Raw genomic sequence first — 23,626 nt, forward strand, 5'->3', positions numbered from 1 at the left:
GATGGCGGCGGTCATGACGTTGCCGCGCCAGGTGTCCCGTACTGAAACCGGTGATCGCCTGTTCGTACTCGGCGGCAAGCTGGTGTGGTTGCTGCTGCTGGGCGTCGCGGTCCTGCTGCCGTTGCTGGCGATCTTCTGGCGCGGCTTCAGCAGCGAGGCCGGGCAGGGCGGCGGGCTGGTGGCGGCGCGCGAACTGCTCACCAGCGACACCTTCCACTGGCTGCTGGGCAATAGTCTGAAAGTCTCCCTCAGCGTCGCGGCGATTGTCGTACCGCTGGCCTACCTGTTTGCCTACGCGCTGCAACGCACGTTGATTCCCGCCAAGCCGATCTGGCGTGGCCTGTCGCTGCTGCCGCTGATGGCACCGTCGATGCTGCCGGGCATTGCGCTGGTCTACCTGTTCGGCAACCAGGGCCTGCTGCGTGGCGTGCTCGCAGACAATATTTACGGTTTCTGGGGGATCGTGCTGGGGGAGGTGATCTACACCTTCCCACACGCTTTGATGATTCTGCTGTCGGCGCTTTCGTTGGCGGATGCGCGGCTGTTCGATGCCGCATCAAGCATGGGCGCCAGTCCCGCCCGGGCGTTTCGCAGCATCACCTGGCCGGCCACGCGCCAGGCCGTGTTCGCCGCGTTCTGCCTGGTGTTTACCCTCACCATCACCGACTTCGGCGTGCCTGTGGTGGTGGGCGGTGATTACCAGGTGCTGGCGCTGGAAGCCTACAAAGCCGTGGTCGGCCAGCAACAGTTCGGGCGCGGCGCGTTGATCGGCATGGTACTCCTGCTGCCGGCGCTGTTCAGCTTTGGCATGGATGCCTGGTTGCGCCGTCGCCACGGCGACGCCATGAGCGGCCGCGCCCAGGTCTTCCGGCCGGCGCCATCGCGGGCACGGGACGTCTGCTACCTGGCCATTGTGGTGCTGATCTGCGCCGCGCTGTTGCTGGTCTTCGGCATGGCGGTGTACTCCTCGCTGGTGAAATTCTGGCCGTACAACCTGTCGTTGTCGCTCAGTCACTACCAGTTCGAAGACACCGCCGGCGGTGGCTGGCTGGCCTATCGCAACAGCCTGACCCTGGCGCTGTGCAGCGCATTGATCGGCAGCATGCTGATCTTCACCGGCGCTTATCTGATGGAAAAAACCAAGGGTCAGAAGGGCCTGAACCTGGCCCTGCGCCTGCTCAGCTTCGTGCCGATGGCGGTGCCGGGCCTGGTGCTGGGCCTGGGCTACGTGTTCTTTTTCAACCTCAACGGTAATCCGCTGCACGTGTTCTACGGGACCATGACCCTGCTGGTGGTGTGCACCATTGCTCATTATTTGACCACTGCCCAGATGACCGCCACCACTGCGCTGCGTCAGTTGGACGCCGAGTTCGAAGCCGCTGCGCTGTCCCTCAAGGCGCCGCTGTACCGCCATTATTTGCGCGTGACCGTGCCGATCTGCCTGCCAGCGCTGCTGGACATCGTGCGCTACCTGTTTGTGTCGGCGATGACCACCGTGTCCGCCGCCATCTTCCTTTACAGCCCCGACACCATCCTCGCCGCCGTCGCCGTCTTGAACATGGACGACGCCGGCAATGTAGGCGGCGCGGCGGCCATGTCGACCCTGATTCTGTTCACTTCAGGCAGCGTCTCGCTGTTGCTGGCGTGGGCCTCACGTGGCGCATTGCGCCGCTCCCAAGCCTGGCGCCAAAGCGCGCCCGGCCAATAACCCTTGAAGGAGGTGTTCCATGTTCAAGCCCCTGACGCTGGTCGCTGCCGTCCTCACCGCATTCAGCCTGAATGCCTTCGCCAAGACCGAACTCACCGTGTACACGGCCCTCGAAGCCGAGCAATTGAAGAGCTACAAGCAAGCCTTCGAAAAAGCCAACCCTGACGTCGAGATCAAATGGGTGCGCGACTCCACCGGCATCATCACCGCCAAGCTGCTGGCCGAAAAAGCCCGCCCGCAGGCTGACGTGGTGTGGGGCCTGGCGGCATCGAGCCTGGCGATCCTCGATCAGCAGGGCATGCTTGAAAACTACGCGCCGAAGGATCTGGACAAGATCGGCAAACACTACCGCGACGCCGCCAACCCGCCGGCCTGGGTTGGCATGGATGTGTGGGCCGCGACCATTTGCTTCAACACCGTCGAGGCCGAGAAGCAGGGCCTGACCAAACCAGTGAGCTGGCAGGACCTGACCAAACCCGAGTACAAGGGCAAGATCGTGATGCCCAACCCGGCGTCCTCCGGCACCGGTTTCCTCGACGTGAGTGCATGGCTGCAGACCTTCGGCGAGAAGCAGGGCTGGCAGTACATGGACGACCTGCACCAGAACATCGGCCAGTACGTTCACTCCGGCTCCAAGCCGTGCAAGCTGGCCGCCTCCGGGGAATTCCCGATTGGTATCTCGTTTGAATACCCGGCCGTGCAGTTGAAACGCCAGGGCGCGCCGCTGGACATCATCCTGCCCAAGGAAGGCCTGGGCTGGGACATTGAAGCCACCGCTGTGATGAAGGGCACCGCCCACGCCGACGCGGCCAAAAAGCTCGCCGACTTCTCCGCCAGCCCGGCAGCGATGGACCTCTACAAGGACAACTTTGCCGTGCTCGCCCAGCCGGGTATCGCCAAACCGCAGACCGAATTGCCAGCGGACTACGAGCAGCGCTTGATCAAGAATGACTTTGCATGGGCATCGAAGAACCGCGACAGCATCCTGACCGAATGGCGCAAGCGCTATGACGGCAAGTCGGAGAAGGTGGCGGGCCAATAAGGTTTTTTTTAGGCTGCTCCCGATAGCTTTCTCACATTCAGCACATCGTTCCATGACACTGCACAGTGATCTTCCACCGTTGGAATGCATTCCCCTGTGGGAGCTGGCTTGCCTGCGATGGCGGTCTTCAATTCAGGACATCACTCCATGACACAACACAGTGATCTGTTAATCGTCGGCGCCGGCATCCTCGGCCTGTCCCACGCCTACGCCGCCGCCAGACGCGGCCTCAAGGTCAAGGTGTTCGAGCGCAGCGCCACGCCCTCGGGCGCCTCGGTGCGCAACTTCGGCCAGGCCCTGGTCACCGGCCAGCCGCCGGGTACGATGCTCGACCTGGCGCGCGACAGCCGCGCCATCTGGGGCCACTGGGCTGAGGTCGCCGGCCTGCAACTCAAGCGCAATGGCGCTTACCTGTTCGCCCGCACCGAGGCCGAAGAGCATCTGCTCGAAGCCTTCTGTGCCGGGCGTGCCCGTGAGCACGGCTACAACGTCGAGCTGTTGCAGGGCGCCGCGATGCGCGGCCTGTACGACGGCCAGTTCCGCCACCACCGCGCCGCGCTGCATGGCAAGGACGATCAGCAGTTGTATTCGCGCGAAGCGATCCCGGCGCTGATCCACTACCTCAGCCAAACACTGAACGTGGAGTTCTATTTTTCCACGCTGGTGCGCGACGTCGAACCCGGCCAGTTGCACAGCACGGCGGGGAGTTTTCGCGGTGAGCAGATCATTGTCTGCTCCGGCCACGACTACCAGACCCTGCTGGCCGAACCGCTGGCCCAGCTCAACCCGCATATCTGCCGCCTGCAAATGCTGCGCGCCCGGCCTGCGCACAACCTCAACCTGCAACACGCCTTGCTCACGGGTCTCAGTTGCGTGCATTACGGTGCGTTTGCCGACTTGCCAGAGGCCGCGCCGGTGCAGGCGCAGATCCTGCGCGACGCGCCGCACCTGCACGAACACGGCATTCACCTGCTGATCAGTCCCACGCCCCACGGCGAGCTGATCATCGGCGATTCCCACGACTACGGCAGCGATGCCTCGCCGTTCAACGCCGAACAGGTCGACGACTGGCTGATCGAACTGGCCGAGCAGACCCTGGGTTGCAAGGTCCGGGTGGTGGAGCGCTGGCAGGGCGTCTATGGCTCGCGGGGGCCGGGGCCATTTTCATTTCTGCGCGCGGCGCCGGGCGTGAGCGCGGCGTTGATGCACACCGGCGTGGGCATGAGCGTGGGGCCGGCGCTTGGCGAGCGCAATATCGCCACGTTGTGGGGTGCGGCGTGATGAACCCGGAGCAGGCGATAGCCGACGTATTCGGCCTCTACGAGCAACACGGCACGGCGGATTACATCGGCGAGCCGGTGTCGCAGCTCGAGCACATGTCCCAGGCCGCACAACGGGCGATGGCCGAGGGTTTTGACGATGAAGTGGTGCTGGCGGCGTTCTTCCACGATATCGGCCATCTGTGCGGGCAGGATCGCGAGAACATGGGCGGCTATGGCGTGGTCAGCCATGAGCGGCTGGGGGCGGACTACCTGCGCCGTGCCGGCTTCGGCGAACGCCTGGCCCGGCTGGTGGAATACCACGTGCAGGCCAAGCGTTACCTCACCTTCATCCAGCCGGATTATTACGCGCGGCTAAGCGAAGCCAGCCGGCGCACCCTGGCGTATCAGGGCGGCGTGATGAGCGCCGAAGAGGCCCAGGCTTTTGAACAGGACCCGCTGTGCCACATCAGCCTGCGCCTGCGTCATTGGGACGAGCAGGCCAAAGTGATGCACGTACCGGTGCTCGATCTCGACCTGCTCAAGGCCAAGGCCCGGCAAGTGTTGGCGACTCAGGTTTCGTCCAGCCGCCTGGCCAGCGCTTCGACCTGCTCCTGACGCTCGGCCTGGCTGACTTTGGCGCCGGGGTTGAGCGACGACCATTGCGGATGGGCACGGGCCTTGTGCAGCGCGTCTGGCAGCTTGCCTTCGCGCCAGGTCTTGTCCTGAGGCGTGTCCACCTTGATGCTGTGCAGCGCCGCATGGCCGCGCAGGTTCAGGGCCTTGAGCAACTGGCGCTGGCGCAGGGCGAGCAGGCGCAGCACGCTGTCGTCGACGGTCAGTTCGCGCTGGCCCTTGATCTTGCCCAGCAGGCGGCTGCCGTAGCTGCGCGCGGTTTGCAGCGCGCCGCCGGCGATGGCGCCCGCCAGGGCGGCGGCGCCCAGGGTCAGGCCGCCGACCAGCAGGTCCACCCCGGCCCCGGCCGCCGCGCCGGCGGCAATCCCGCCACCCACGCGCACGCCGAGCTGCTTGAGGGTTTCCGGGTTGAACAGGTCATCGCCCCAACGCCCGTCGAGCAGCGGCAGGTCACTGGCGGCGGCGTCCTGGGGGCGAAAGCCAAACAGCTTGAGCAACGCCTCCACGCATTTTTGTTCGCGCTGGCGCACGGCCTTGCGCAAATCGCCGATGGCTCGCTGCTCATCTTCAGTGACCACGCTGCGCCGGCACGCCGCGCAGTCGATCAGCAACTCGGCGATCAAGCGCGCCGCGCTTTGCTGGCGAGCCTGACGTTGGGCTTCCTGATCGAGGATCAAGCGCTCTAACTGTGGCCGTGCGTTTTCCAGCAGCAGCGCCAGGCTTTCATACAGACGCCGCTCGCCGTCTTCCGGCGGCGCCACGCTGTCGAAACGCACCAGCGCATGCAGGCCGAGGCGCGCCAGGGCTTCTCGCCAGTCCGGTTCGCGGTGCTCGCTGCTGCTGACAAAGTTGAGCACCGGCAGCAACGGTTTGCCGCAGCTGGCCAGCACCTGCAACTCGTCGCGGTACTTGGCCAGCACCGGCTCGCGGGCGTCGATCACATACAGGCCGGCGTCCGAGGCCAGCAATTGGCGCAGCACCTTGGCCTCCTGTTCGAAACGCTGGCGGGCCTCGCTGCCGTCGAGGAAGCGGGCCAGGCGCGCCGGGCCGTCGAGTCGTTCGCCGGGGCGGTCCAGGCGTTCCAGGTAGTCGAGCAGCGCGATGGCATCTTCCAGGCCGGGCGTGTCGTACAGCTCCAGCAAGGCTTGGCCGTCCACCGACAGGCGCGCGCCCTCCACATGCCGCGTGGTGCTGGGGCGGTGCGAGACTTCGCCGAACCCCACGTCACGGGTGAGGGTGCGCAGCAGCGAGGTCTTGCCCACGTTGGTGTGGCCGACCACGGCGAGTCTCAGCGGTTTAGTCATGACCGGTCTCCAGCCAGTTCAGTGGCGCGCTGTCGGCGAAGGGCAGTTCCAGCTGTTGCAGCGCGCTGTGCCAATCGCCCAGGCGCTCGGCGTCCAGCGCCTGGCCGGGCGGCGCTTGCAGCAGCCAAACACGGGTGGCGGTGGCACTGCGCGCCAGTTCGGCGATCAGCGCCAGACTGCCGCGATCCGGTGAGCGGCGGGGGTCGCAGGCGATGACCAGGCGCTTGGGCGGGAAGCGGGTGAGTTGCTCCAACAGGGTGTTGCGCGATTCGCGACTGTCGAGGACGCCAGCGTGCTTTACGTTGGCAGGCAGTTTCGGCGGCCAACTGCGCTGATCGTCCAGTTCGATGGCCACCAGCAGGGCGCCGTCGCTCGCCAGGTCGCTGATGCCGCCGGTGACGTGATGCAGCTGTGGCGGTGCAGCATCGTTGATGCCCAGTCGTTCGCTGCTCGGCATCAGGCGCTCACGCAGTGGGCTGTAGCCGGGCAGGTTGAGGTCCAGGCTCAGGGCCGCGCGCCCGCGTTTCCAGCGCCACAGGCACAGCACGGCGAGCACCAGCCTTGGCAGCACGCCGTAGACCAGCAATACGCCCACCAGCCAGGCGGCCCAGGCCTGACGGGCGCTTTCGAACGTCAGTGCGGCGTCACCGCTGGCACGGATCATTTCGACGTTCGGCACGTTGAAACCGAGCGCGGCGGGCAGGGCGCCGAGGGCCTGGGTCACGGCGACGAAGCTGTCGGTACCGAGAATGGTGGTTTCCCACACAAAGCCGTAGCGGCGGGTGGCGAGCAGGGTCAGCACAATCACCAGGGCGCTGAGCAGGGCCAGCAGCCACAGGCTGTTGACCAGCACGCCGACCGCCCAGCGATTGAGTTTGCGGCGTTGCAACAGCAGCAACAGGGCCGGCGCCAGTTGGGCGGCCCTGGCGTCGCGGGCGAGTTTTTCGCTGAGCCACAGCCACAGGCGCCCCAGGCTGGCGCTGTGTTCGCCGGCAAACAAAAGGCCCAGCGCCCAGCTCATCAACAGGATCAGGTTCAAGCCGAGCAGGCTGCCCAGGGCCCAGAACACATTCACCGGCACAAGGCCGTTACCCAGTGCGGCAAACCCCAGGCCGGCGCCGCTGACCACGGCGACTATCGCCAGCAACACCAGCGCCAGGCGCGCGCCTTGCAGCCAGCGGGTGAGGGCGGCGCTCAGCCCGTCGCGTTCGGCCAGGCGCAGGGCGCGGTGCACAATGCGTATTGGCAGGTCGCCACCGGCCGTGCGGGCCAGGCGGTTGGCTTCGAGGTCTTCCAGGGGGCCGGCGTGTTCTTCGCGCAGGCGCACGGCTTCCGTCAGCCAGAGTTTTTGCAGGGGGGTCAGTGCTGTCACGCGTGGTCCTGTTGAACAAGTGAGCCTGGAGCATAACCGCAGTCTGGCGGCTCTGGTATTCTCGTCGCCATGAAAAAAACTCTCCCTTTAAGCCTGATCGCAGCCCTCGGTGAAAACCGCGTGATCGGCGTCGACAACAGCATGCCCTGGCACTTGCCGGGGGATTTCAAATATTTCAAGGCCACCACCCTGGGCAAGCCGATCATCATGGGGCGCAAGACCTGGGATTCCCTGGGCCGACCGTTGCCGGGGCGCTTGAACCTTGTGGTCAGCCGTCAGACCGACTTGGCGCTTGAAGGTGCGCAAGTTTTTCCGTCACTGGAAGCAGCGGTACAGCGCGCTGAAGAATGGGCGCTGGAGCAGGGCGTGGATGAGCTGATGCTGATCGGCGGCGCGCAATTGTATGCGCAGGGACTGGAGCAGGCGGATCGGCTTTATCTGACGCGAGTGGCGCTGAGCCCGGAGGGGGACGCCTGGTTTCCCGCGTTTGATCGCAGCCAGTGGACGCTGGTGTCGAATGTCGAGAATGCGGCCGAGGGGGATAAGCCGGCGTACAACTTCGAAGTGTGGGAAAAAGCCTAAAAGCATCGCAGGCAAGCCAGCTCCCACATTTTGAATTGTGAATACATTCAAATGTGGGAGCTGGCTTGCCTGCGAAAGCGGTCTATCAGGCCTGCGCTAACTCCGCATGCTCATCGGCTTCCAGCAACGCCTTATCCGTCTGCCCCATGACCTGGCTGGTAATCGCACCCGCGGTCATCGAGCCATTCACGTTCAGCGCCGTGCGGCCCATGTCGATCAGCGGTTCCACGGAAATCAGCAGCGCCACCAGTGACACCGGCAAGCCCATCGCCGGCAGTACGATCAGCGCGGCAAAGGTCGCGCCGCCGCCCACGCCGGCCACACCGGCCGAACTCAAGGTCACAATCGCCACCAGCGTTGCGATCCACAGCGGGTCCAGTGGATTGATGCCCACGGTCGGCGCAACCATCACCGCCAACATTGCGGGATAGAGCCCGGCGCAGCCGTTCTGGCCGATGGTCGCACCGAACGAGGCGGCAAAGCCGGCGATTGATTGCGGGATGCCCAGGCGACGGGTCTGCGCTTCAATGCTCAGCGGAATCGCCGCCGCGCTGGAGCGGCTGGTGAAGGCGAAGGTCAGCACTGGCCACACCTTGCGGAAAAACCGCAGCGGGTTGACCCCGGCCAGCGACAGCAGCAGGCCGTGCACCACAAACATCAGGCCCAGGGCCAGGTACGACACCACCACGAAGCTGCCGAGCTTGATGATGTCCTGCAGGTTGGAGCTGGCGACCACCTTGGTCATCAGCGCCAATACACCGTAGGGCGTCAGTTTCATCACCAGGCGCACCAGGCGCATCACCCAGGCTTGCAGGGTGTCGATGGCGTTGACGACCTTGCGGCCTTTTTCCACGTCGTCCTTGAGCAATTGCAGCGCGGCAACCCCGAGGAACGCGGCGAAGATCACCACGCTGATGATCGACGTCGGCTTGGCCCGCGCCAGGTCGGCGAACGGATTGGCCGGCACGAACGACAGCAGCAATTGCGGGATATTCAGGTCGGCGACCTTGCCCGCGTAATCGTTCTGGATCACTTGCAGGCGCGCCATTTCCTGGGTGCCGGCCACCAGCCCTTCGGCGGTGAGGCCGAACAGGTTGGTCAGGCCGATGCCGATCAAGGCGGCAATCGCGGTGGTGAACAGCAGCGTGCCGATGGTCAGGAAGCTGATCTTGCCCAGGGACGAGGCGTTATGCAGGCGCGCCACGGCACTGAGGATCGAGGCGAACACCAGCGGGATCACGATCATCTGCAGCAGTTGTACGTAGCCGTTGCCGACCAGGTCGAACCAGCCGATCGAGGCCTTGAGCACGGGGTGGCCGGCGCCATAGATAGCGTGCAACACCACACCGAACGCCACGCCAAGCGCCAAGGCAAACAGCACCTTTTTCGCAAGGCTCCAGTGGGTGCGACGGGTTTGTGCCAGGCCCAGCAGCAGGGCCACGAACACCAGCAAATTGAGGATCAGGGGCAGATTCATTGAAGCTCCAATGAGAAGGCAGCCAATCGCGAGAGCCTGCGATTGCGAACCGGGAAGGCTAACACCTTGAAATATATTGATTTAATACCGATATGGAATGGTGACTGTCGTTTTTGGAATAAGCGAGTGACGTTCAGGCGTATGCGCCTGGCGCAATCACGATGCGCACGGTCGTGCACGACATGGGAACTGTCACAGGGATTTGTTAGGGTCGGTGTCTTTCACTCTGGGAACCAACGCCTATGAAGCTCGCGCCGAAACTTCTTGCCGCCGCCCTTTGCCTCGGCCTCGCCGCTCAGGCGTTCGCCGCCACCGAGTTGAAACACTGGCCTGCGCCGGCCGCCAAGCAACTCAATGAAATGATCGCGGCCAACGCCAACAAGGGTAACTACGCGGTCTTCGACATGGACAACACCAGTTACCGCTACGACCTCGAAGAATCCCTGCTGCCGTACATGGAGAACAAGGGGCTGATCACGCGTGACAGTCTCGACCCCTCGCTCAAGCTGATGCCGTTCAAAGACACCGCCGATCACAAGGAAAGCCTGTTCAGTTACTACTATCGCCTGTGCGAAGTGGACGACATGGTCTGCTACCCGTGGGTGGCCCAGGTGTTCTCTGGCTTCACCCTCAAGGAGCTGAAGGTGCAGGTGGATGAGCTGATGGCGTCGGGCAAGCCGGTACCGGTCAGCTACTTCGAAGGCGATGCGGTGAAGCAATCCGAGGTACAGCCGCCGAAGGTCTTCACCGGCCAGGCCGAGCTGTTCAACAAGCTGATGGAGAACGGCATCGAGGTGTACGTTATGACGGCCGCGTCCGAGGAGCTGGTGCGCATGGTCGCGGCCGATCCGAAGTACGGCTATAACGTCAAACCCGAAAACGTCATCGGCGTGAGCACCTTGCTCAAGGACCGCAAGACCGGCGAGCTGACCACTGCACGCAAACAGATCGCTGCCGGCAAGTATGACGAGAAGGCCAACCTCGGCCTGGAGCTCACCCCCTACCTGTGGACCCCGGCGACCTGGATGGCCGGCAAGCACGCAGCGATTCTCACGTATATCGATGAATGGAAAAAACCGGTGATCGTCGGCGGCGACACGCCGACCAGTGATGGCTACATGCTGTTCCACGACGTGGACGTGGCCAAGGGCGGCATCCACCTGTGGATCAACCGCAAGGACAAATACATGACCCAACTCAACGGGATGATGGCCAAGCACGCAGCGGCGCAGGCCAAGGAAGGGTTGCCGGTGACGGCGGACAAGAACTGGGTGATCGTCAAGCCGGAGGAGATTCAGTAAGACCGAGTTGCCCTTATCGCAGGCAAGCCAGCTCCCACTTTTTGGTCTGCAATGTTCTGAAAAATTGCTCCAGGCAAAAAAATGCCCCGCACTTGGCGGGGCATTTTTACGAGCGCGGCTTACAGACCGTCAAGCATCGCCTTGTTACGCACAGCACCCTTGTCGGCGCTGGTGGCCAGCAGGGCATAAGCCTTCAAGGCGGTCGTCACTTTACGTGGACGCTTCTCAACCGGCTTCCAACCTTTTTTGTCCTGCTCCACCCGTCGCGCCGCCAGTTCTTCGTCGCTGATCAACAGGTTGATCGAGCGGTTCGGAATGTCGATCAGCACCTTGTCGCCATCCTGCACCAGGCCAATCGCGCCGCCGGCAGCGGCTTCCGGTGAAGCATGGCCGATGGACAGGCCCGAGGTGCCGCCGGAGAAGCGGCCGTCGGTGAGCAATGCGCACGCTTTACCCAGGCCTTTGGACTTGAGGTACGACGTCGGGTACAGCATCTCCTGCATACCCGGGCCGCCTTTGGGGCCTTCGTAGCGGATGATCACGATGTCGCCTTCCTTCACTTCGTCAGCGAGGATGCCGCGTACCGAGCTGTCCTGGCTTTCGTAGATCTTGGCGCGACCTTCGAACACATGGATCGACTCGTCCACGCCGGCGGTTTTGACCACGCAACCGTCGAGGGCGATGTTGCCGTACAGCACGGCCAGGCCGCCTTCTTGCGAGTAGGCGTGCTCGACACTGCGGATGCAGCCGTTTTCACGGTCGTCGTCCAGGGTGTCCCAACGGGTCGACTGGCTGAACGCGGTCTGGGTGGGGATGCCCGCCGGGCCGGCCTTGAAGAAGTGATGCACCGCTTCGTCGTCGGTCTGGGTGATGTCCCATTTGGCGATGCCTTCGGCCATGGATGTGCTGTGCACGGTCGGCAGGTCGGTGTGCAGCAGGCCGCCACGGGCCAGGGAGCCGAGGATCGAGAAGATCCCGCCGGCGCGGTGCACGTCTTCCATGTGGTACTTCTGGATGTTCGGCGCGACCTTGCACAGCTGCGGCACATGGCGGGACAGGCGGTCGATGTCGCGCAGGTCGAAATCGATCTCGGCTTCCTGGGCGGCGGCGAGCAAATGCAGGATGGTGTTGGTGGAACCGCCCATGGCGATGTCCAGGGTCATGGCGTTTTCGAACGCCTTGAAGTTGGCGATATTGCGCGGCAGTACCGAGTCATCGTTGTCGGTGTAATAACGCTTGCACAGCTCGACGATGGTGCGGCCGGCCTGCAGGAACAACTGCTCGCGGTCACTGTGGGTGGCCAGGGTGGAACCGTTGCCCGGCAAGGCCAGGCCCAGGGCTTCGACCAGGCAGTTCATCGAGTTGGCGGTGAACATGCCGGAACACGAACCGCAGGTCGGGCAAGCGCTGCGCTCGTATTCCGCAACCTTCTCGTCAGAAGCGCTGGAATCGGCGGCGATCACCATGGCGTCAACCAGGTCGAGGCCGTGGGAGGCCAGTTTGGTCTTGCCGGCTTCCATCGGCCCGCCGGACACGAAGATCACCGGGATGTTGAGGCGCAGGGCGGCCATCAGCATGCCAGGGGTGATTTTGTCGCAGTTGGAGATGCACACGATGGCGTCGGCGCAGTGGGCGTTGACCATGTATTCCACGGAGTCGGCGATGATCTCGCGGCTCGGCAGCGAATACAGCATGCCGTCATGGCCCATGGCGATGCCGTCGTCCACGGCGATGGTGTTGAATTCCTTGGCCACCCCACCTGCGCGTTCGATCTCGCGGGCGACCAGTTGGCCCAGGTCCTTGAGGTGTACGTGGCCGGGCACGAACTGGGTGAACGAGTTGGCAATCGCGATGATCGGCTTCTTGAAGTCGTCATCCTTCATCCCCGTGGCACGCCACAGCGCGCGCGCGCCGGCCATGTTGCGGCCATGGGTGGATGTTTTCGAGCGGTAATCTGGCATGGAGCACTCCGGGCGGCTAATCAGGTTCTTGAGGGGAGTGAGCTTCTATGGACGTCTGACGCACTCAGAAAATGGCTGTGTGCGCAAAAGTTGCCTCTCGCATCGCGGGATCGCCGCATGCCTGGGCCTCGAGCTCATAAACCCGCCGGGGGATGACTGGCGATGAATAGGGCCGATTCTACACCGCTGGCGGCTGGAGGGAATGGCCGTCTGCCTGTAGGCGCGAGCAAGCTTGCGCCTACAGATGATTCGGTTTCAATCAGCTATTAGGCAGCAACCGGCACGTAATGCTCTTGATATACCGCGTCTCGACAATCGCCGGGTGCACCGGGTGGTCCGGGCCCTGGCCGCCGCGTTCGAGCATCTGGATGTTGCGGTCCAGGTGGCGGGCGCTGGTGAGGAGGATGTTTTGCAGGTCGTCTTCCGGCAGGTGCATGGAGCACGAAGCGCTGACGAGGATGCCGTCCTTGCTGAGCAGGCGCATGGCTTGTTCGTTCAGGCGGCGGTAGGCGCCTTCGCCGTTTTTCATGTCTTTTTTGCGTTTGATGAAGGCCGGTGGGTCGGCGACGATCACGTCGAAGCGTTCTTCGCTGGCTTTGAGTTCTTTCAACGCTTCGAAGACGTCGCCTTCGATGCAGGTCATTTTCTCGGCCACGCCGTTCAGCGCGGCGTTGCGCTCTACGCCGTCGAGGGCGAAGGCCGAGGCATCGACGCAGAACACTTCACTGGCGCCAAAGGCCGCAGCCTGCACGCCCCAGCCGCCGATGTAGCTGTACAGGTCGAGCACGCGTTTGCCTTTGGCATACGGGGCCAGGCGGGCGCGGTTCATGCGGTGGTCGTAGAACCAGCCGGTCTTCTGGCCCTGGATCACCGGGGCTTCGAATTTCACGCCGTTCTCTTCCAGTGCGACCCACTCCGGCACCAGGCCGAACACGGTTTCGACGTAACGGTTGAGGCCTTCGGCATCGCGCGCGGCGGAGTCGTTCTTGAACAGGATGCCGCTGGGCTTGAGCACCTGGGTGAGGGCGGCGATCACGTCGTCCTTATGGGCTTCCATGGTTGCCGACGCGATCTGCACCACCAGAATGTCGCCGAAACGGTCGACCACCAGGCCCGGCAACAGGTCGGAATCGCCGTAGACCAGGCGGTAGAACGGCTTGTCGAACAGGCGATCACGCAGGGACAGGGCGACGTTGAGACGGTGCACCAGCAGCGACTTGTCCAGCGGCAACTTGATGTCGCGCGACAGCAGGCGGGCGCAGATCAGGTTGTTCGGGCTCATGGCCACGATGCCCAGGGTCTTGCCGCCGGCCGCTTCGAGGATGGCCTGGTCGCCCGCCTGGAAGCCGTGAAGTGGGGTGGCAGCCACGTCGATTTCGTTGCTGTAGACCCACAGGTGGCCGTTGCGCAAACGACGATCAGCGTTGGCTTTGAGACGCAGGCTTGGCAGGGACATGACGTCGCTCCGGAAAAAAGAGCGGGAGTATACCGTGTTGTGCAGGAACTCGCCCCGCTGCCGGACATGTGGGACCGGGCTTGCTCGCGATGCAGGCACTGCGGTGTATCTGACAAACGGCGTTGATGCCATCGCCGGCAAGCCAGCTCCCACATTGATGCCATCGCAGGCAAGCCAGCTCCCACATTGATGCCATCGCAGGCAAGCCAGCTCCCACATTTGATCCGGTTTTGAGGTGTCGGTCAGGTTTGCTTAGAGGTTAGAATCGCCACTCAGCCAAGAGTGTGTACTTATGTCCCAAGAGCTTTCCGCCGAGCAGATCCAGCAGGCCCTGCAAGGCATCAGCGTACCGCCCCAACCGCAGATCATGGTGGATCTGCAGATGGAGCAGTATATGCCTGACCCGGACCTGGGCGTGATCGCTCGGTTGATCTCCCAGGACCCGGGCCTGTCCGGCGCGCTGCTGAAAATCGTCAACTCGCCGTATTACGGCCTGAGCAACAAGATCGCCTCGATCCAGCGCGCGGTGAACCTGCTGGGCAGCCGCTCGATCATCAACCTGATCAATGCGCAGTCGATCAAGGGCGAGATGAGCGATGACACCATCGTCACCCTCAATCGCTTCTGGGACACCGCTCAGGACGTGGCCATGACCTGCCTCACCATTGCCAAGCGCACCGGCTCGCAGACTGTCGATGAAGCCTATGCCCTGGGCCTGTTCCACGATTGCGGCGTGCCGCTGATGCTCAAGCGCTTCCCCGACTACATGACGGTGCTCGAGCAGGCCTACGCCAATGCCGGCCCCGACTGCCGGGTGGTCGACACAGAGAACAACGCGTTCAACACCAACCATGCAGTGGTTGGCTACTACACGGCCAAATCCTGGCGTTTGCCGGAGCATGTGACCGACGCCATCGCCAACCACCACAATGCCCTGGCGATTTTCAGCGATGAGTCGTCGCGCACCCCGCCGCTTAAAAACCTGCTGGCGATCCTGAAGATGGCCGAGCACATCTGTTCCTCTCACCGCGTACTGGGCGGTCAGGCAGAAGACCATGAGTGGAATGCCATCGGTCACCTGGTGCTCGATTACGTCGGCCTGTCGGACTACGACTTTGAAAGCATGAAGTTGTCGATCCGCGAGCTGGGCGCGAACTGACCCGTCAGCCAAGAGGTACACATGCCCGAGTTACCCGAAGTCGAAACCACCCGTCGCGGGATTGCGCCGCACCTGGAAGGCCAGCGCGTCAGCCGTGTGGTGGTGCGTGAGCGACGCCTGCGCTGGCCGATCCCGGAGGACCTGGATGTGCGCCTGTCCGGGCAGCGCATCGTGGGGGTGGAGCGGCGCGCCAAGTACCTGTTGATCAATGCCGAAGTGGGCACGCTGATCAGCCATCTGGGCATGTCGGGCAACCTGCGCATGGTCGAAACCGGGCTGCCGGCAGCCAAGCATGAGCATGTGGATATCGAGCTGGAATCGGGCCTGGCGCTACGCTACACCGACCCGCGACGTTTCGGCGCCATGCTCTGGAGCCAGGACCCGCACAACCACACCTTGCTGCTGAGCCTGGGGCCGGAGCCGCTGACCGACCTGTTTGACGGCGAGCGGCTGTTCCAGATGTCTCGCGGGCGGTCGATGGCAATCAAGCCGTTCATCATGGACAACGCGGTGGTGGTGGGCGTGGGCAATATCTACGCGACCGAAGCACTGTTTGCGGCGGGGATCGATCCGCGTCGCGCGGCGGGCGGCATTTCGCGGGCGCGCTATGTGAAATTGGCGATCGAGATCAAGCGAGTGCTGGCGGCGGCCATCGAGCGCGGCGGTACCACGTTGCGCGACTTTATTGGCGGTGACGGGCAGACGGGGTATTTCCAGCAGGAGCTGTTCGCCTACGGCCGGGGCGGCGAAGCATGCAAGGTGTGCGGGACCGAGTTGCGCAATGTGCTGTTGGGGCAGCGGGCGAGTGTGTTTTGCCCCAAGTGCCAGCGCTGATTGCCGGGTGTTGGCTGAGAGTGCCATCGGGAGCAAGCCCCCTTCCACAGTGGATCGCGTTCAACTCCCCGACGAGGCTCGGCAGGGGCAACACAACTGTTCAGGCCTTGCCGGTAATCAACCGGTACTTCTCCATCAACTGCTCTTCGGTTTCAGGGTGTGCCTCATCCAGCGGAATGCAATCCACCGGGCACACTTGCTGGCACTGCGGCTCGTCGTAGTGGCCGACGCACTGGGTGCACAGGTTGGGGTCGATCACGTAAATCTCTTCGCCCTGGGAAATCGCAGCGTTCGGGCACTCGGGTTCGCAGACGTCGCAATTGATGCAATCGTCGGTGATGATCAGGGACATGAAAACTCCTGCCAGGGCCGCAGCCAAGGCAACTGAAAACGACTAATGCGCGCAATTGTGCCGCATTGGCGCCCGCAGTGCGAGCGCACATGACCTGCGGCAACAGACCAACGCGACCTGTCGACCCCTACTTCTTGAAGCGCAGCGTCAGCGCATCCGCCACGGCAGGATGAACGAATTTGGTGATATCTCCGCCCAGCGCGGCGATTTCTCGCACCAACGTCGAAGAAATGAACGAGTAACGCTCAGAAGGGGTCAGGAACAGGCTCTCGACGTCCGGCGCCAGCTGGCGGTTCATGTTGGCCAGTTGGAATTCGTATTCGAAATCGGACACGGCGCGCAGGCCACGCAGAAACACATTGGCGTTCTGCTCCTTGGCGAAATGCGCCAGCAACGTCGAAAAGCCCACCACTTCGACGTTGGGCAGGTGTCGGGTGACTTCACGTGCCAGTTCAACGCGCTGCTCCAGAGGAAACAGCGGGTTTTTCTTGGGGCTGGCGGCGACCGCGATGATCACATGGTCGAACAGGCGAGAGGCGCGCTCGACCAGATCGCCATGGCCTTTGGTAATCGGGTCGAAGGTTCCTGGATACAACACTCGGTTCATCGCGTCGTCCTGGCGGAGTCCGTTGGGGAACCGGATGGTATCGCAGCCATCCCGGTCGGGAAAGTCGCCTTATGTAGATACATACCGCTGATCGGCGGTTTTTTCATGCCGTTTTCAGACGTTCGGCCAACGCGGTCGCCAGTTTGGCGCTCAGGCCGTACACCGATAATTGCGGGTTGGCGCCAATGCTGGTGGGGAACAGCGAGCCATCGTGGATCGACAGATTGCGCAGCTGGTGATGACGGCCGAGGCTGTCGGTCACCGCATTCTTCGGGTCTTCGCCCATGGCACAACCGCCCATCACATGGGCGCTGCCCAGGGTTGTTCGGTGCAGTTCCAGGCTCAGCTCGTTAATCATGCGGCGAGCCTCGGCCAGGGTGTTTACGTAACGCGCATCATGGTGCAACGGCTTCACGGACCTTGCGCCCGCTGCGAACTGAATCTCGGCCATGCTGTGAAACGCGCGGCGCAGGCCGTCCCAGGCGTAGGGCGAGACCTGATAGTCGAGCACCGGCGTGCCGTCACCGCGTAAACCGACGGTGCCTCCCGTGCTGTCGGGGTGAAACCCGTCGCGCAACAGCGCGAGCATGGCGTGGGTGTTGGGCAGTTGGCTCATGTCCAGCGCGTTGGCGCTGCCGTAGCCGCCAAACAGCGTGCTGGCCAATCCGGGGTGCAGGGGCGGCGCTTCCAATTTGTAGGACATTTTGCCGGTAACGCCGTCCTGCCATTGGAAATGGTCGGAATAGATCGACTGCGGCGCGCCGTAGAACGGGTTGATCACCTCATCAAATAGACCCGCAGAGAAGTTCACCAGATGCAGAAAGGTGCGCTTGCCGAGCCGCGAATGCGGGTCCGGCGCGTTGGAGCGCATCAGCAGCGCCGGACTGTTGATGCCGCCGCCGGCCAGCACGTAATGCCTGGCTTTCACCGTGACCCTGCGCCCGGTGGGCGCCACGCAACGTGCGTCCATGGCCACGCATTCCAGGCTGCTGATGGCGTCCCCGCTGTAGTTGAACTGCTCGGCGCGCGCCAGGTAGAGCAGCTCGCCGCCTTGCTCCAGGGTGGAGGGAATGGTGGTCACCAGCATCGACTGCTTGGCATTCACCGGGCAGCCCATGCCGCAATAACCCAGGTTGAAACAGCCGCGCACGTTGCGCGGGATCACGTGCCAGCTGTAGCCGAGCTTTTCACAGCCCTTGCGGATCACATCGTTGTTGGCGTTCGGCGGCAGTGCCCAGGGCGCGATGCCCAGGCGCTGCTCCATTTTTTCGAACCAGGGCGCCATCTCGCTGCTGCTGTGGCCCGTCACCGCGTATTCGCTGGCCCAGTGGGCGAGGGTGGCGTCCGGCGTGCGAAAGCTGGAGGTCCAGTTGATCAGCGTGGTGCCACCCACGGCCCGGCCCTGCAGGATGGTGATGGCGCCGTCCTTGCTCATGCGTCCGATGCCTTCCTGATACAGGCTGGCGTAGGCCTCGTCCTCCAGCAGCTTGAAGTCGCTGCTGGTCTTGAGCGGTCCTTCCTCGATCAGCAGCACTCTGTAACCGGCAGCGCTGAGAATCTCGGCAGTGGTGCCGCCGCCAGCGCCGCTGCCGATGATCGCCACATCGGCTTCCAGGGTCAGGTCGCGGTCGAGGGCGGCGCCGTTGTGGGTTTTCCAGCCACGGGCCAGGCCGTCGCGGAACAGATCGGGTACGGGCATAGGTGGGCACTCTTGTTTTTGTTGTGCGTTGTTTTTGTTGCGCGAATCAGATGTGGGGCGGGCCGGGGTAACCGCAATGGGCCCAGGACGCCGGCCGGAAATACCACGCCATGATCACTAGCTTGAGCAACGAGCCCTGACCCATGCGCAGCAGGTTGAGGCTGCTGTTCTCCCAGCGCTGCAGGAAGTGGCGGATCTGCTCGCTGCTGGCGTTTTCCCAACTGCCCCAGATGCCGGTCAGCGGGCCGCGGGTAATACCCATGGCGAATACGTCGAACAACTGCCGGGTGAGCTTGATCATCTCCGGCGACAGGTGTTGCAGGCTGTAATCGAGCTTTTTGAGCGCGTCTTCAATGCCGGCGGCGACCTCCTGGGCGCTGGCGACACCGTCGAGCAACACCGGCATCACCGCCCGCAAAAACGGCAGGTCGCTGCTGCGCAGCATGACAAAGCCGCTGGCCGGGGTGCTGGCAGAGCAGCCACTGAGGCTGGCGCCCAACCCGGCGGTGGCCAGGAAAGCACTGGCGCACAGGCCGATCTTCAGGATGCCGCGCCGTGACAGCGCGGGTGAATCAGTCAGGCTGGGGTTCATTGTTATTGTTGTCCCGTGGGTGGCGGAATCAGCGAACAAACAGCTTCTGAATCAGCTTCTGGATCGATTTTCCGTAGGGCGGGTAGATCAGCTTCGCTGCGTTCAGGCGCTGTTTCACCAGCACGCCCTTGGCCTTGCTGAAGGTGAGAAAGCCCTCGTGGCCGTGGTAGTGGCCCATGCCCGATGGGCCGACGCCGCCAAACGGCAGATCGTCCTGGGCCACGTGCAGCAGGGTGTCGTTCAGGCAGACGCCGCCGGAATGGGTTTCGTGCAGCACCCGGTCCTGTTCGCGCTTGTTGTAGCCGAAGTAATACAGCGCCAGCGGGCGAGGGCGTTGGTTGATGTAGGCAAATGCCTGGTCGATGTCGCCATAGGGCACGACGGGCAGCACCGGGCCGAAGATTTCATCCTGCATCACGGTCATGTCGTCGCTGACATTCAGCAGCAGGCTGTGGGCCATGCGCCGTGCCTGGCCCTGTTCATACAGGGGGACCAGCGTGGCGCCCTTGTCGGTGGCGTCCTTTACGTAGGCATTGAGCCGCGCCAATTGTCGTTCGTTGATGATCGCGGTGTAGTCCGGGTTATCGACCAGCGTCGGATAGAACCCGCGAACCGCCTTGCCATAGGCCTCGACGAACGCATCCACGCGGTGTTCCGGCACCAGCACGTAGTCCGGCGCTACGCAGGTTTGGCCGGCATTCAGGGCTTTGCCGAAAGCGATGCGTTCGGCGGCGTCCTTGAGCGGCACATCGGCAGAGACAATCGCCGGCGACTTGCCGCCCAGCTCCAGCGTGACCGGCGTGAGGTGCTCGGCGGCCGCGCGCATCACATGCCTGCCAATGCTGGTGGCGCCGGTGAACAGCAGGTGATCGAAACGCAGCCTGGAAAACGCCATGCCCACGTCGGCTTCGCCGAGCACCACGCACACCAGGTCTTCGGGGAAGATCTTCGCCAGCAGCCTTTTGAGCAGTTCGCCGGTGGCGGGAGTGGACTCGCTGAGCTTCAACATCACCCGATTACCGGCCGCCAGCGCACCGACCAGCGGGCCGATGGCCAGGTACAGCGGGTAGTTCCAGGGCACGATTACGCCGACCACGCCCAGCGGTTGGTAGATGACTTTGGCTGACGCGGGCTGGAAGGCAATGCCTACGGCGCGGCGCGACGGTTTCATCCAGCCCTTGAGGTGTTTGCTGGCGTAGTGGATGCCATGCAGGCTGGGCATCAGTTCGGCGAACAGGGTTTCGTCTGCGCTGCGGTGGCTGAAATCCTCGCTGATCGCGCGGATCAACGCCTGGCGTTCGTCGCTGAGCAACTCGCGCAGGGCTTTGAGCCATTGCTGGCGTTGCGCGGCGGGCGGCATCGGGTTGGCGGCGTAGGCGCGGCGCTGGGCGTCGAACAGCGGCTGAAGCTGATCCAGCGCTTGGGAGTCTTGCAGGTAGGCAACAGTGGCAGACATGGTGCAGCCCCGATTGTTATTGGTCTGCCTGGACTTTTAGAGTCATTGCTCTAAATTGTCAAATATCATTGCAGCCACATGCGGATTTATCCCGCCACGGTTAGGCCGTAAGATGGCCCATTCCGTGTATGGAAGCTGATCCCCCATGGCACCACGAGTAAAGACCAGCGAACGCATTGTGCACACCAGCCTGGAGCTTTTTAATCAGCAGGGCGAGCGCAGTGTCAGCACCAACCACATCGCCGCTCATATGGAAATTTCACCGGGCAACCTGTACTACCACTTCCCCAACAAGCAGGCGATCATCGCCGTACTGTTTCGCGAGTACGAAGCGCTGGTGGACAGTTTCCTGCGCCCGCCCCAGGGCCGCGCGATGTGTGTGGAAGATAAGCGCTTCTACCTGCAGGCCGTGCTGGCCGGCATGTGGCGCTACCGTTTCCTGCACCGCGACCTCGAGCACCTGCTGGAAAGCGACCCCGAAATGGCCACCGGCTACCGGCGGTTTTCCCAGCGCTGCCTGACCCAGGGCGGGGCCATCTACCAGGGGTTCGTCGATGCCGGCATCCTCAATATGGACCCGATCCAGACCGAAGCCCTGACCCTCAACGCCTGGATTATCCTCACTTCCTGGGTGCGCTTTTTGTGCACCACCAACGAAAATTCCACCCATTTGAGTGCCGAAGCGATCAAGCGCGGTGTGTATCAGGTGCTGGTGCTGGAGGCGGGATTCGTCACGCCCCAGGCCAAGGAAGCGGTGGATGGGCTGTTCAAGGAGTTTTACGTGCCGCTGAATCAGGCGCTGGATGAAGTGAAGTAGGACCTTTCCCGAATCTGTTTACAGGAGTCTGTCATGCCGCTTGCCCAACTGATCAGCCCTCAGCACCTGGCCGAGCGCCAAACGCGCGGCGCGTTGGTGATCCTCGATTGCCGTTTTGCCCTGGAAGACCCGGACTATGGGCGTTGCAGCTATGCCGAAGGGCATATCGAAGGCGCGCAATATGCCGACCTTGAGCGCCATCTCAGCGGCCCGGTGACCAAGGGCGTGACCGGGCGTCATCCGCTGCCGACAGCGCAGACCTTCGTCGAACAACTGCGCGCGTGGGGCATCAGTGCTGACACCGAGGTGGTGCTGTATGACGATGGCCCTGGTGCCTTTGCCGCCCGCGCCTGGTGGTTGCTGGTGTGGTTGGGCAAGCGGGACGGCGTGTATATCCTGGACGGTGGCTTGAAGGCCTGGCATGCCGCCGGTTTCCCCTTGAGCCTGGACGCACCGATGATCGAGCCGGGCGACTTTGCGGGCGCGCCTGATAACGGCCTGGTGGTGGATGCCGAGCATCTGCAAAACCGTCTGGGGCAGTCGGGCCTGACCCTGATCGATGCGCGCGCTCCGGCGCGTTTTCGTGGCGACGTTGAGCCCATCGACCCGATTGCCGGGCATATCCCCGGCGCGCAATGCGCAGCGTTCAATGAGAACCTGGGCAGCGATGGGCGGTTTCTGCCGGTCGAGCAGCTCAAGCAGCGGTTTGCCGCGCAGTTGCAGGGGCGTTCGCCCCAGGAACTGGTGGCGTACTGCGGTTCCGGCGTCACCGCCTGCCATAACCTGTTTGCCCTGGGGTTGGCGGGTTACCCGTTGGGCAAGTTGTATGCGGGGTCGTGGAGTGAGTGGATCACGGATCCCGCGCGGGGCATCGCCACGGGCGAATGAGCCCCTTGGCCTGTAAACCCAATCAATGGTGAGAGGGGGCAAGCTCCTTCCCACACGTTTAGCGCTGTTGTGTCAGCAGCCATTGGGGGATTCGGCGTTCAAGGTAATAGGTCGGGCGCCTCAACGAGCCGTCCACGAACCCCACATGCCCGCCCTTGGCCAGCAACTCGAACTCGGTGCAATCGGACAGTTCGCTGGCCTCGGGCAGGCTATGGGCAAACACGAACGGATCGTCCGCCGCCTGAATAATCAGGGTCGGCGTTCGGATACCGCCCAGGTAATAGCGACTCGACGCCTTGCGGTAGTAATCCTCGGCACTCACGAAACCATGCAGCGGCGCAGTCACCCGCCCATCGAAGTCCCAGAACGTGCGCATCTTTTCCAGGGAACCCAGGGCTTCCAGGGTTTTCAGGTCGTCCGTGCGGCCATCCTGCGTAAAGCGGCTTTGCTTGACGCGGATATACGCCAGCATTTCGCGCATGAAGTGCTTCTGATAGACCCGCGAAAAACCCAGGCCGATGCGGTCGGCGCACTGGTCCAGGCGAAACGGCACCGACACCGCCGCAGCGCCTTGCAGCCCAGATGCCGCGCCGGTTTCTCCCAGGTGCTTGAGCAGCACATTGCCGCCCAGCGAATAGCCCACCGCATATAACGGCGCCAGCGGTCGCTTGGCGTGCAGATGGGCAATCGCTGCCGCCAGATCCTCGCTGGCCCCCGAGTGATAGCTGCGCGCCAACAGGTTTGGCTCGCCGGAACAGCCGCGCCAGTTCAATGCGGCACTGGCCCAGCCCTGGGCGGCGAGGACCTTTTGCAGGCCAGCGACGTAGGGCGAGTTGGATGAACCGGTGAGCCCGTGCAACACCAGCACCAGCGGTGCCTTGGCGTCGTGGGGGCCATGCCAGTCGAGGTCGAGGAAGTCACCATCGTCCAGCCACAGACGCTCGCGTTGGCGTTCGAGGTGAGTGGTGGGGCGCCATAACGGCCCCCACAAGGTTTGCAGGTGGGGGTTGCCGAGGCCGAAAGCGGGTTTGAACAGGTTGGGGGAGGGGGTCATTGCACTCTCTTTTTTGTGGCGAACCGGCTCACTATGGCGAGCGGGCTCGCCAGGGCAAGCCCGCCAGCCA

21 protein-coding genes are annotated in these 23,626 nt (G+C 63.3%); 10 read left to right on the forward strand and 11 right to left on the reverse strand.

Annotation, left to right across the window (positions count from 1 at the left end; all coding sequences use genetic code 11):
• Position 1: 1 nt before the first annotated feature.
• From TU75_RS02455 to TU75_RS02470, 4 genes are all read left to right on the forward strand, one after another.
• On the forward strand, positions 2-1,708 hold the full coding sequence (locus tag TU75_RS02455) for a putative 2-aminoethylphosphonate ABC transporter permease subunit (RefSeq protein ID WP_060548120.1): 1,707 nt from the start codon (positions 2-4) through the stop codon (positions 1,706-1,708).
• Between the two features lie 19 nt (positions 1,709-1,727).
• Positions 1,728-2,750: a putative 2-aminoethylphosphonate ABC transporter substrate-binding protein gene (locus TU75_RS02460; RefSeq protein WP_003234689.1), complete on the forward strand. Its 1,023-nt coding sequence runs from the start codon at positions 1,728-1,730 to the stop codon at positions 2,748-2,750.
• 147 nt (positions 2,751-2,897) lie between these two features.
• Positions 2,898-4,031 carry a TIGR03364 family FAD-dependent oxidoreductase gene (locus TU75_RS02465; protein ID WP_060548121.1) on the forward strand — a complete coding sequence of 378 codons (1,134 nt, stop codon included), beginning with the start codon at positions 2,898-2,900 and terminating at the stop codon, positions 4,029-4,031.
• A complete protein-coding gene (locus TU75_RS02470) occupies positions 4,031-4,627 on the forward strand; it encodes a phosphonate degradation HD-domain oxygenase (RefSeq protein ID WP_060548122.1) in 597 nt (198 codons plus the stop codon). Before TU75_RS02465 ends, TU75_RS02470 begins: the two co-directional genes overlap by 1 nt.
• Here TU75_RS02470 and TU75_RS02475 read toward each other — a convergent pair.
• A complete protein-coding gene (locus TU75_RS02475) occupies positions 4,582-5,949 on the reverse strand; it encodes a GTPase/DUF3482 domain-containing protein (RefSeq protein ID WP_060548123.1) in 1,368 nt (455 codons plus the stop codon). The two genes, TU75_RS02470 and TU75_RS02475, sit on opposite strands and share 46 nt — an antisense overlap.
• On the reverse strand, positions 5,942-7,321 hold the full coding sequence (locus TU75_RS02480) for a DUF2868 domain-containing protein (protein WP_060548124.1): 1,380 nt from the start codon (positions 7,319-7,321) through the stop codon (positions 5,942-5,944). Before TU75_RS02480 ends, TU75_RS02475 begins: the two co-directional genes overlap by 8 nt.
• Before the next feature lie 69 nt (positions 7,322-7,390).
• On the opposite strand from TU75_RS02480, the gene TU75_RS02485 reads away from it, so the two are divergent.
• Positions 7,391-7,903: a dihydrofolate reductase gene (locus TU75_RS02485; protein WP_060548125.1), complete on the forward strand. Its 513-nt coding sequence runs from the start codon at positions 7,391-7,393 to the stop codon at positions 7,901-7,903.
• Positions 7,904-7,988: 85 nt separating this feature from the next.
• On the opposite strand, the gene TU75_RS02490 is transcribed toward TU75_RS02485, so the two are convergent.
• The gene (locus tag TU75_RS02490; RefSeq protein WP_003234674.1) at positions 7,989-9,380 is read right to left on the reverse strand and encodes an L-cystine transporter; all 1,392 of its coding nucleotides are present in this window, start codon (positions 9,378-9,380) and stop codon (positions 7,989-7,991) included.
• A gap of 242 nt (positions 9,381-9,622) precedes the next feature.
• On the opposite strand from TU75_RS02490, the gene TU75_RS02495 reads away from it, so the two are divergent.
• On the forward strand, positions 9,623-10,681 hold the full coding sequence (locus TU75_RS02495) for an HAD family hydrolase (protein WP_003234672.1): 1,059 nt from the start codon (positions 9,623-9,625) through the stop codon (positions 10,679-10,681).
• Positions 10,682-10,800: 119 nt separating this feature from the next.
• Here the strand turns inward: TU75_RS02495 and ilvD are convergent, their stop codons facing one another.
• Positions 10,801-12,642, reverse strand: coding sequence for a dihydroxy-acid dehydratase (gene ilvD, locus TU75_RS02500; RefSeq protein WP_015373228.1), 1,842 nt, complete (start codon positions 12,640-12,642; stop codon positions 10,801-10,803).
• Positions 12,643-12,901: 259 nt separating this feature from the next.
• Positions 12,902-14,098: a class I SAM-dependent rRNA methyltransferase gene (locus TU75_RS02505; RefSeq protein WP_015373227.1), complete on the reverse strand. Its 1,197-nt coding sequence runs from the start codon at positions 14,096-14,098 to the stop codon at positions 12,902-12,904.
• Positions 14,099-14,390: 292 nt separating this feature from the next.
• Between TU75_RS02505 and TU75_RS02510 the strand changes: the two genes are divergently transcribed.
• Positions 14,391-15,257 (forward strand): HDOD domain-containing protein, encoded by an 867-nt coding sequence (locus TU75_RS02510; RefSeq protein WP_003234656.1) that lies wholly within the window; start codon positions 14,391-14,393, stop codon positions 15,255-15,257.
• 21 nt (positions 15,258-15,278) lie between these two features.
• Complete coding sequence (mutM, locus tag TU75_RS02515) at positions 15,279-16,091, forward strand: bifunctional DNA-formamidopyrimidine glycosylase/DNA-(apurinic or apyrimidinic site) lyase (protein WP_060548126.1); 813 nt, start codon at positions 15,279-15,281, stop codon at positions 16,089-16,091.
• Positions 16,092-16,191: 100 nt separating this feature from the next.
• On the opposite strand, the gene TU75_RS02520 is transcribed toward mutM, so the two are convergent.
• The 5 genes from TU75_RS02520 to TU75_RS02540 all read right to left on the reverse strand — a co-directional run bounded on the left by TU75_RS02520 (position 16,192) and on the right by TU75_RS02540 (position 20,797).
• Positions 16,192-16,443 carry a YfhL family 4Fe-4S dicluster ferredoxin gene (locus TU75_RS02520; RefSeq protein WP_003213796.1) on the reverse strand — a complete coding sequence of 84 codons (252 nt, stop codon included), beginning with the start codon at positions 16,441-16,443 and terminating at the stop codon, positions 16,192-16,194.
• A 127-nt stretch (positions 16,444-16,570) separates the two neighbouring features.
• Entirely contained in the window at positions 16,571-17,050 is a 480-nt protein-coding gene (gene coaD / locus TU75_RS02525; protein ID WP_003234650.1) for a pantetheine-phosphate adenylyltransferase, read from the reverse strand.
• A gap of 103 nt (positions 17,051-17,153) precedes the next feature.
• Entirely contained in the window at positions 17,154-18,749 is a 1,596-nt protein-coding gene (locus TU75_RS02530; protein WP_060548127.1) for a GMC family oxidoreductase, read from the reverse strand.
• Between the two features lie 46 nt (positions 18,750-18,795).
• Positions 18,796-19,341, reverse strand: coding sequence for a hypothetical protein (locus tag TU75_RS02535; protein WP_060548128.1), 546 nt, complete (start codon positions 19,339-19,341; stop codon positions 18,796-18,798).
• Positions 19,342-19,369: 28 nt separating this feature from the next.
• Positions 19,370-20,797, reverse strand: a complete 1,428-nt coding sequence (locus TU75_RS02540; protein WP_060548129.1) for a coniferyl aldehyde dehydrogenase — start codon at positions 20,795-20,797, stop codon at positions 19,370-19,372.
• A 145-nt stretch (positions 20,798-20,942) separates the two neighbouring features.
• Here TU75_RS02540 and TU75_RS02545 point away from each other — a divergent pair, with 145 nt between their 5' ends.
• Positions 20,943-21,614 (forward strand): TetR/AcrR family transcriptional regulator, encoded by a 672-nt coding sequence (locus TU75_RS02545; protein ID WP_003234642.1) that lies wholly within the window; start codon positions 20,943-20,945, stop codon positions 21,612-21,614.
• A 33-nt stretch (positions 21,615-21,647) separates the two neighbouring features.
• Complete coding sequence (locus TU75_RS02550) at positions 21,648-22,502, forward strand: sulfurtransferase (protein WP_060548130.1); 855 nt, start codon at positions 21,648-21,650, stop codon at positions 22,500-22,502.
• Positions 22,503-22,560: 58 nt separating this feature from the next.
• Here the strand turns inward: TU75_RS02550 and TU75_RS02555 are convergent, their stop codons facing one another.
• Positions 22,561-23,556: a hydrolase gene (locus TU75_RS02555; protein WP_060548131.1), complete on the reverse strand. Its 996-nt coding sequence runs from the start codon at positions 23,554-23,556 to the stop codon at positions 22,561-22,563.
• Between the last annotated feature and the right edge of the window lie 70 nt (positions 23,557-23,626).

Source organism: Pseudomonas poae (genome assembly GCF_001439785.1).
Classification (GTDB): Bacteria; Pseudomonadota; Gammaproteobacteria; order Pseudomonadales; family Pseudomonadaceae; genus Aquipseudomonas; species Aquipseudomonas poae.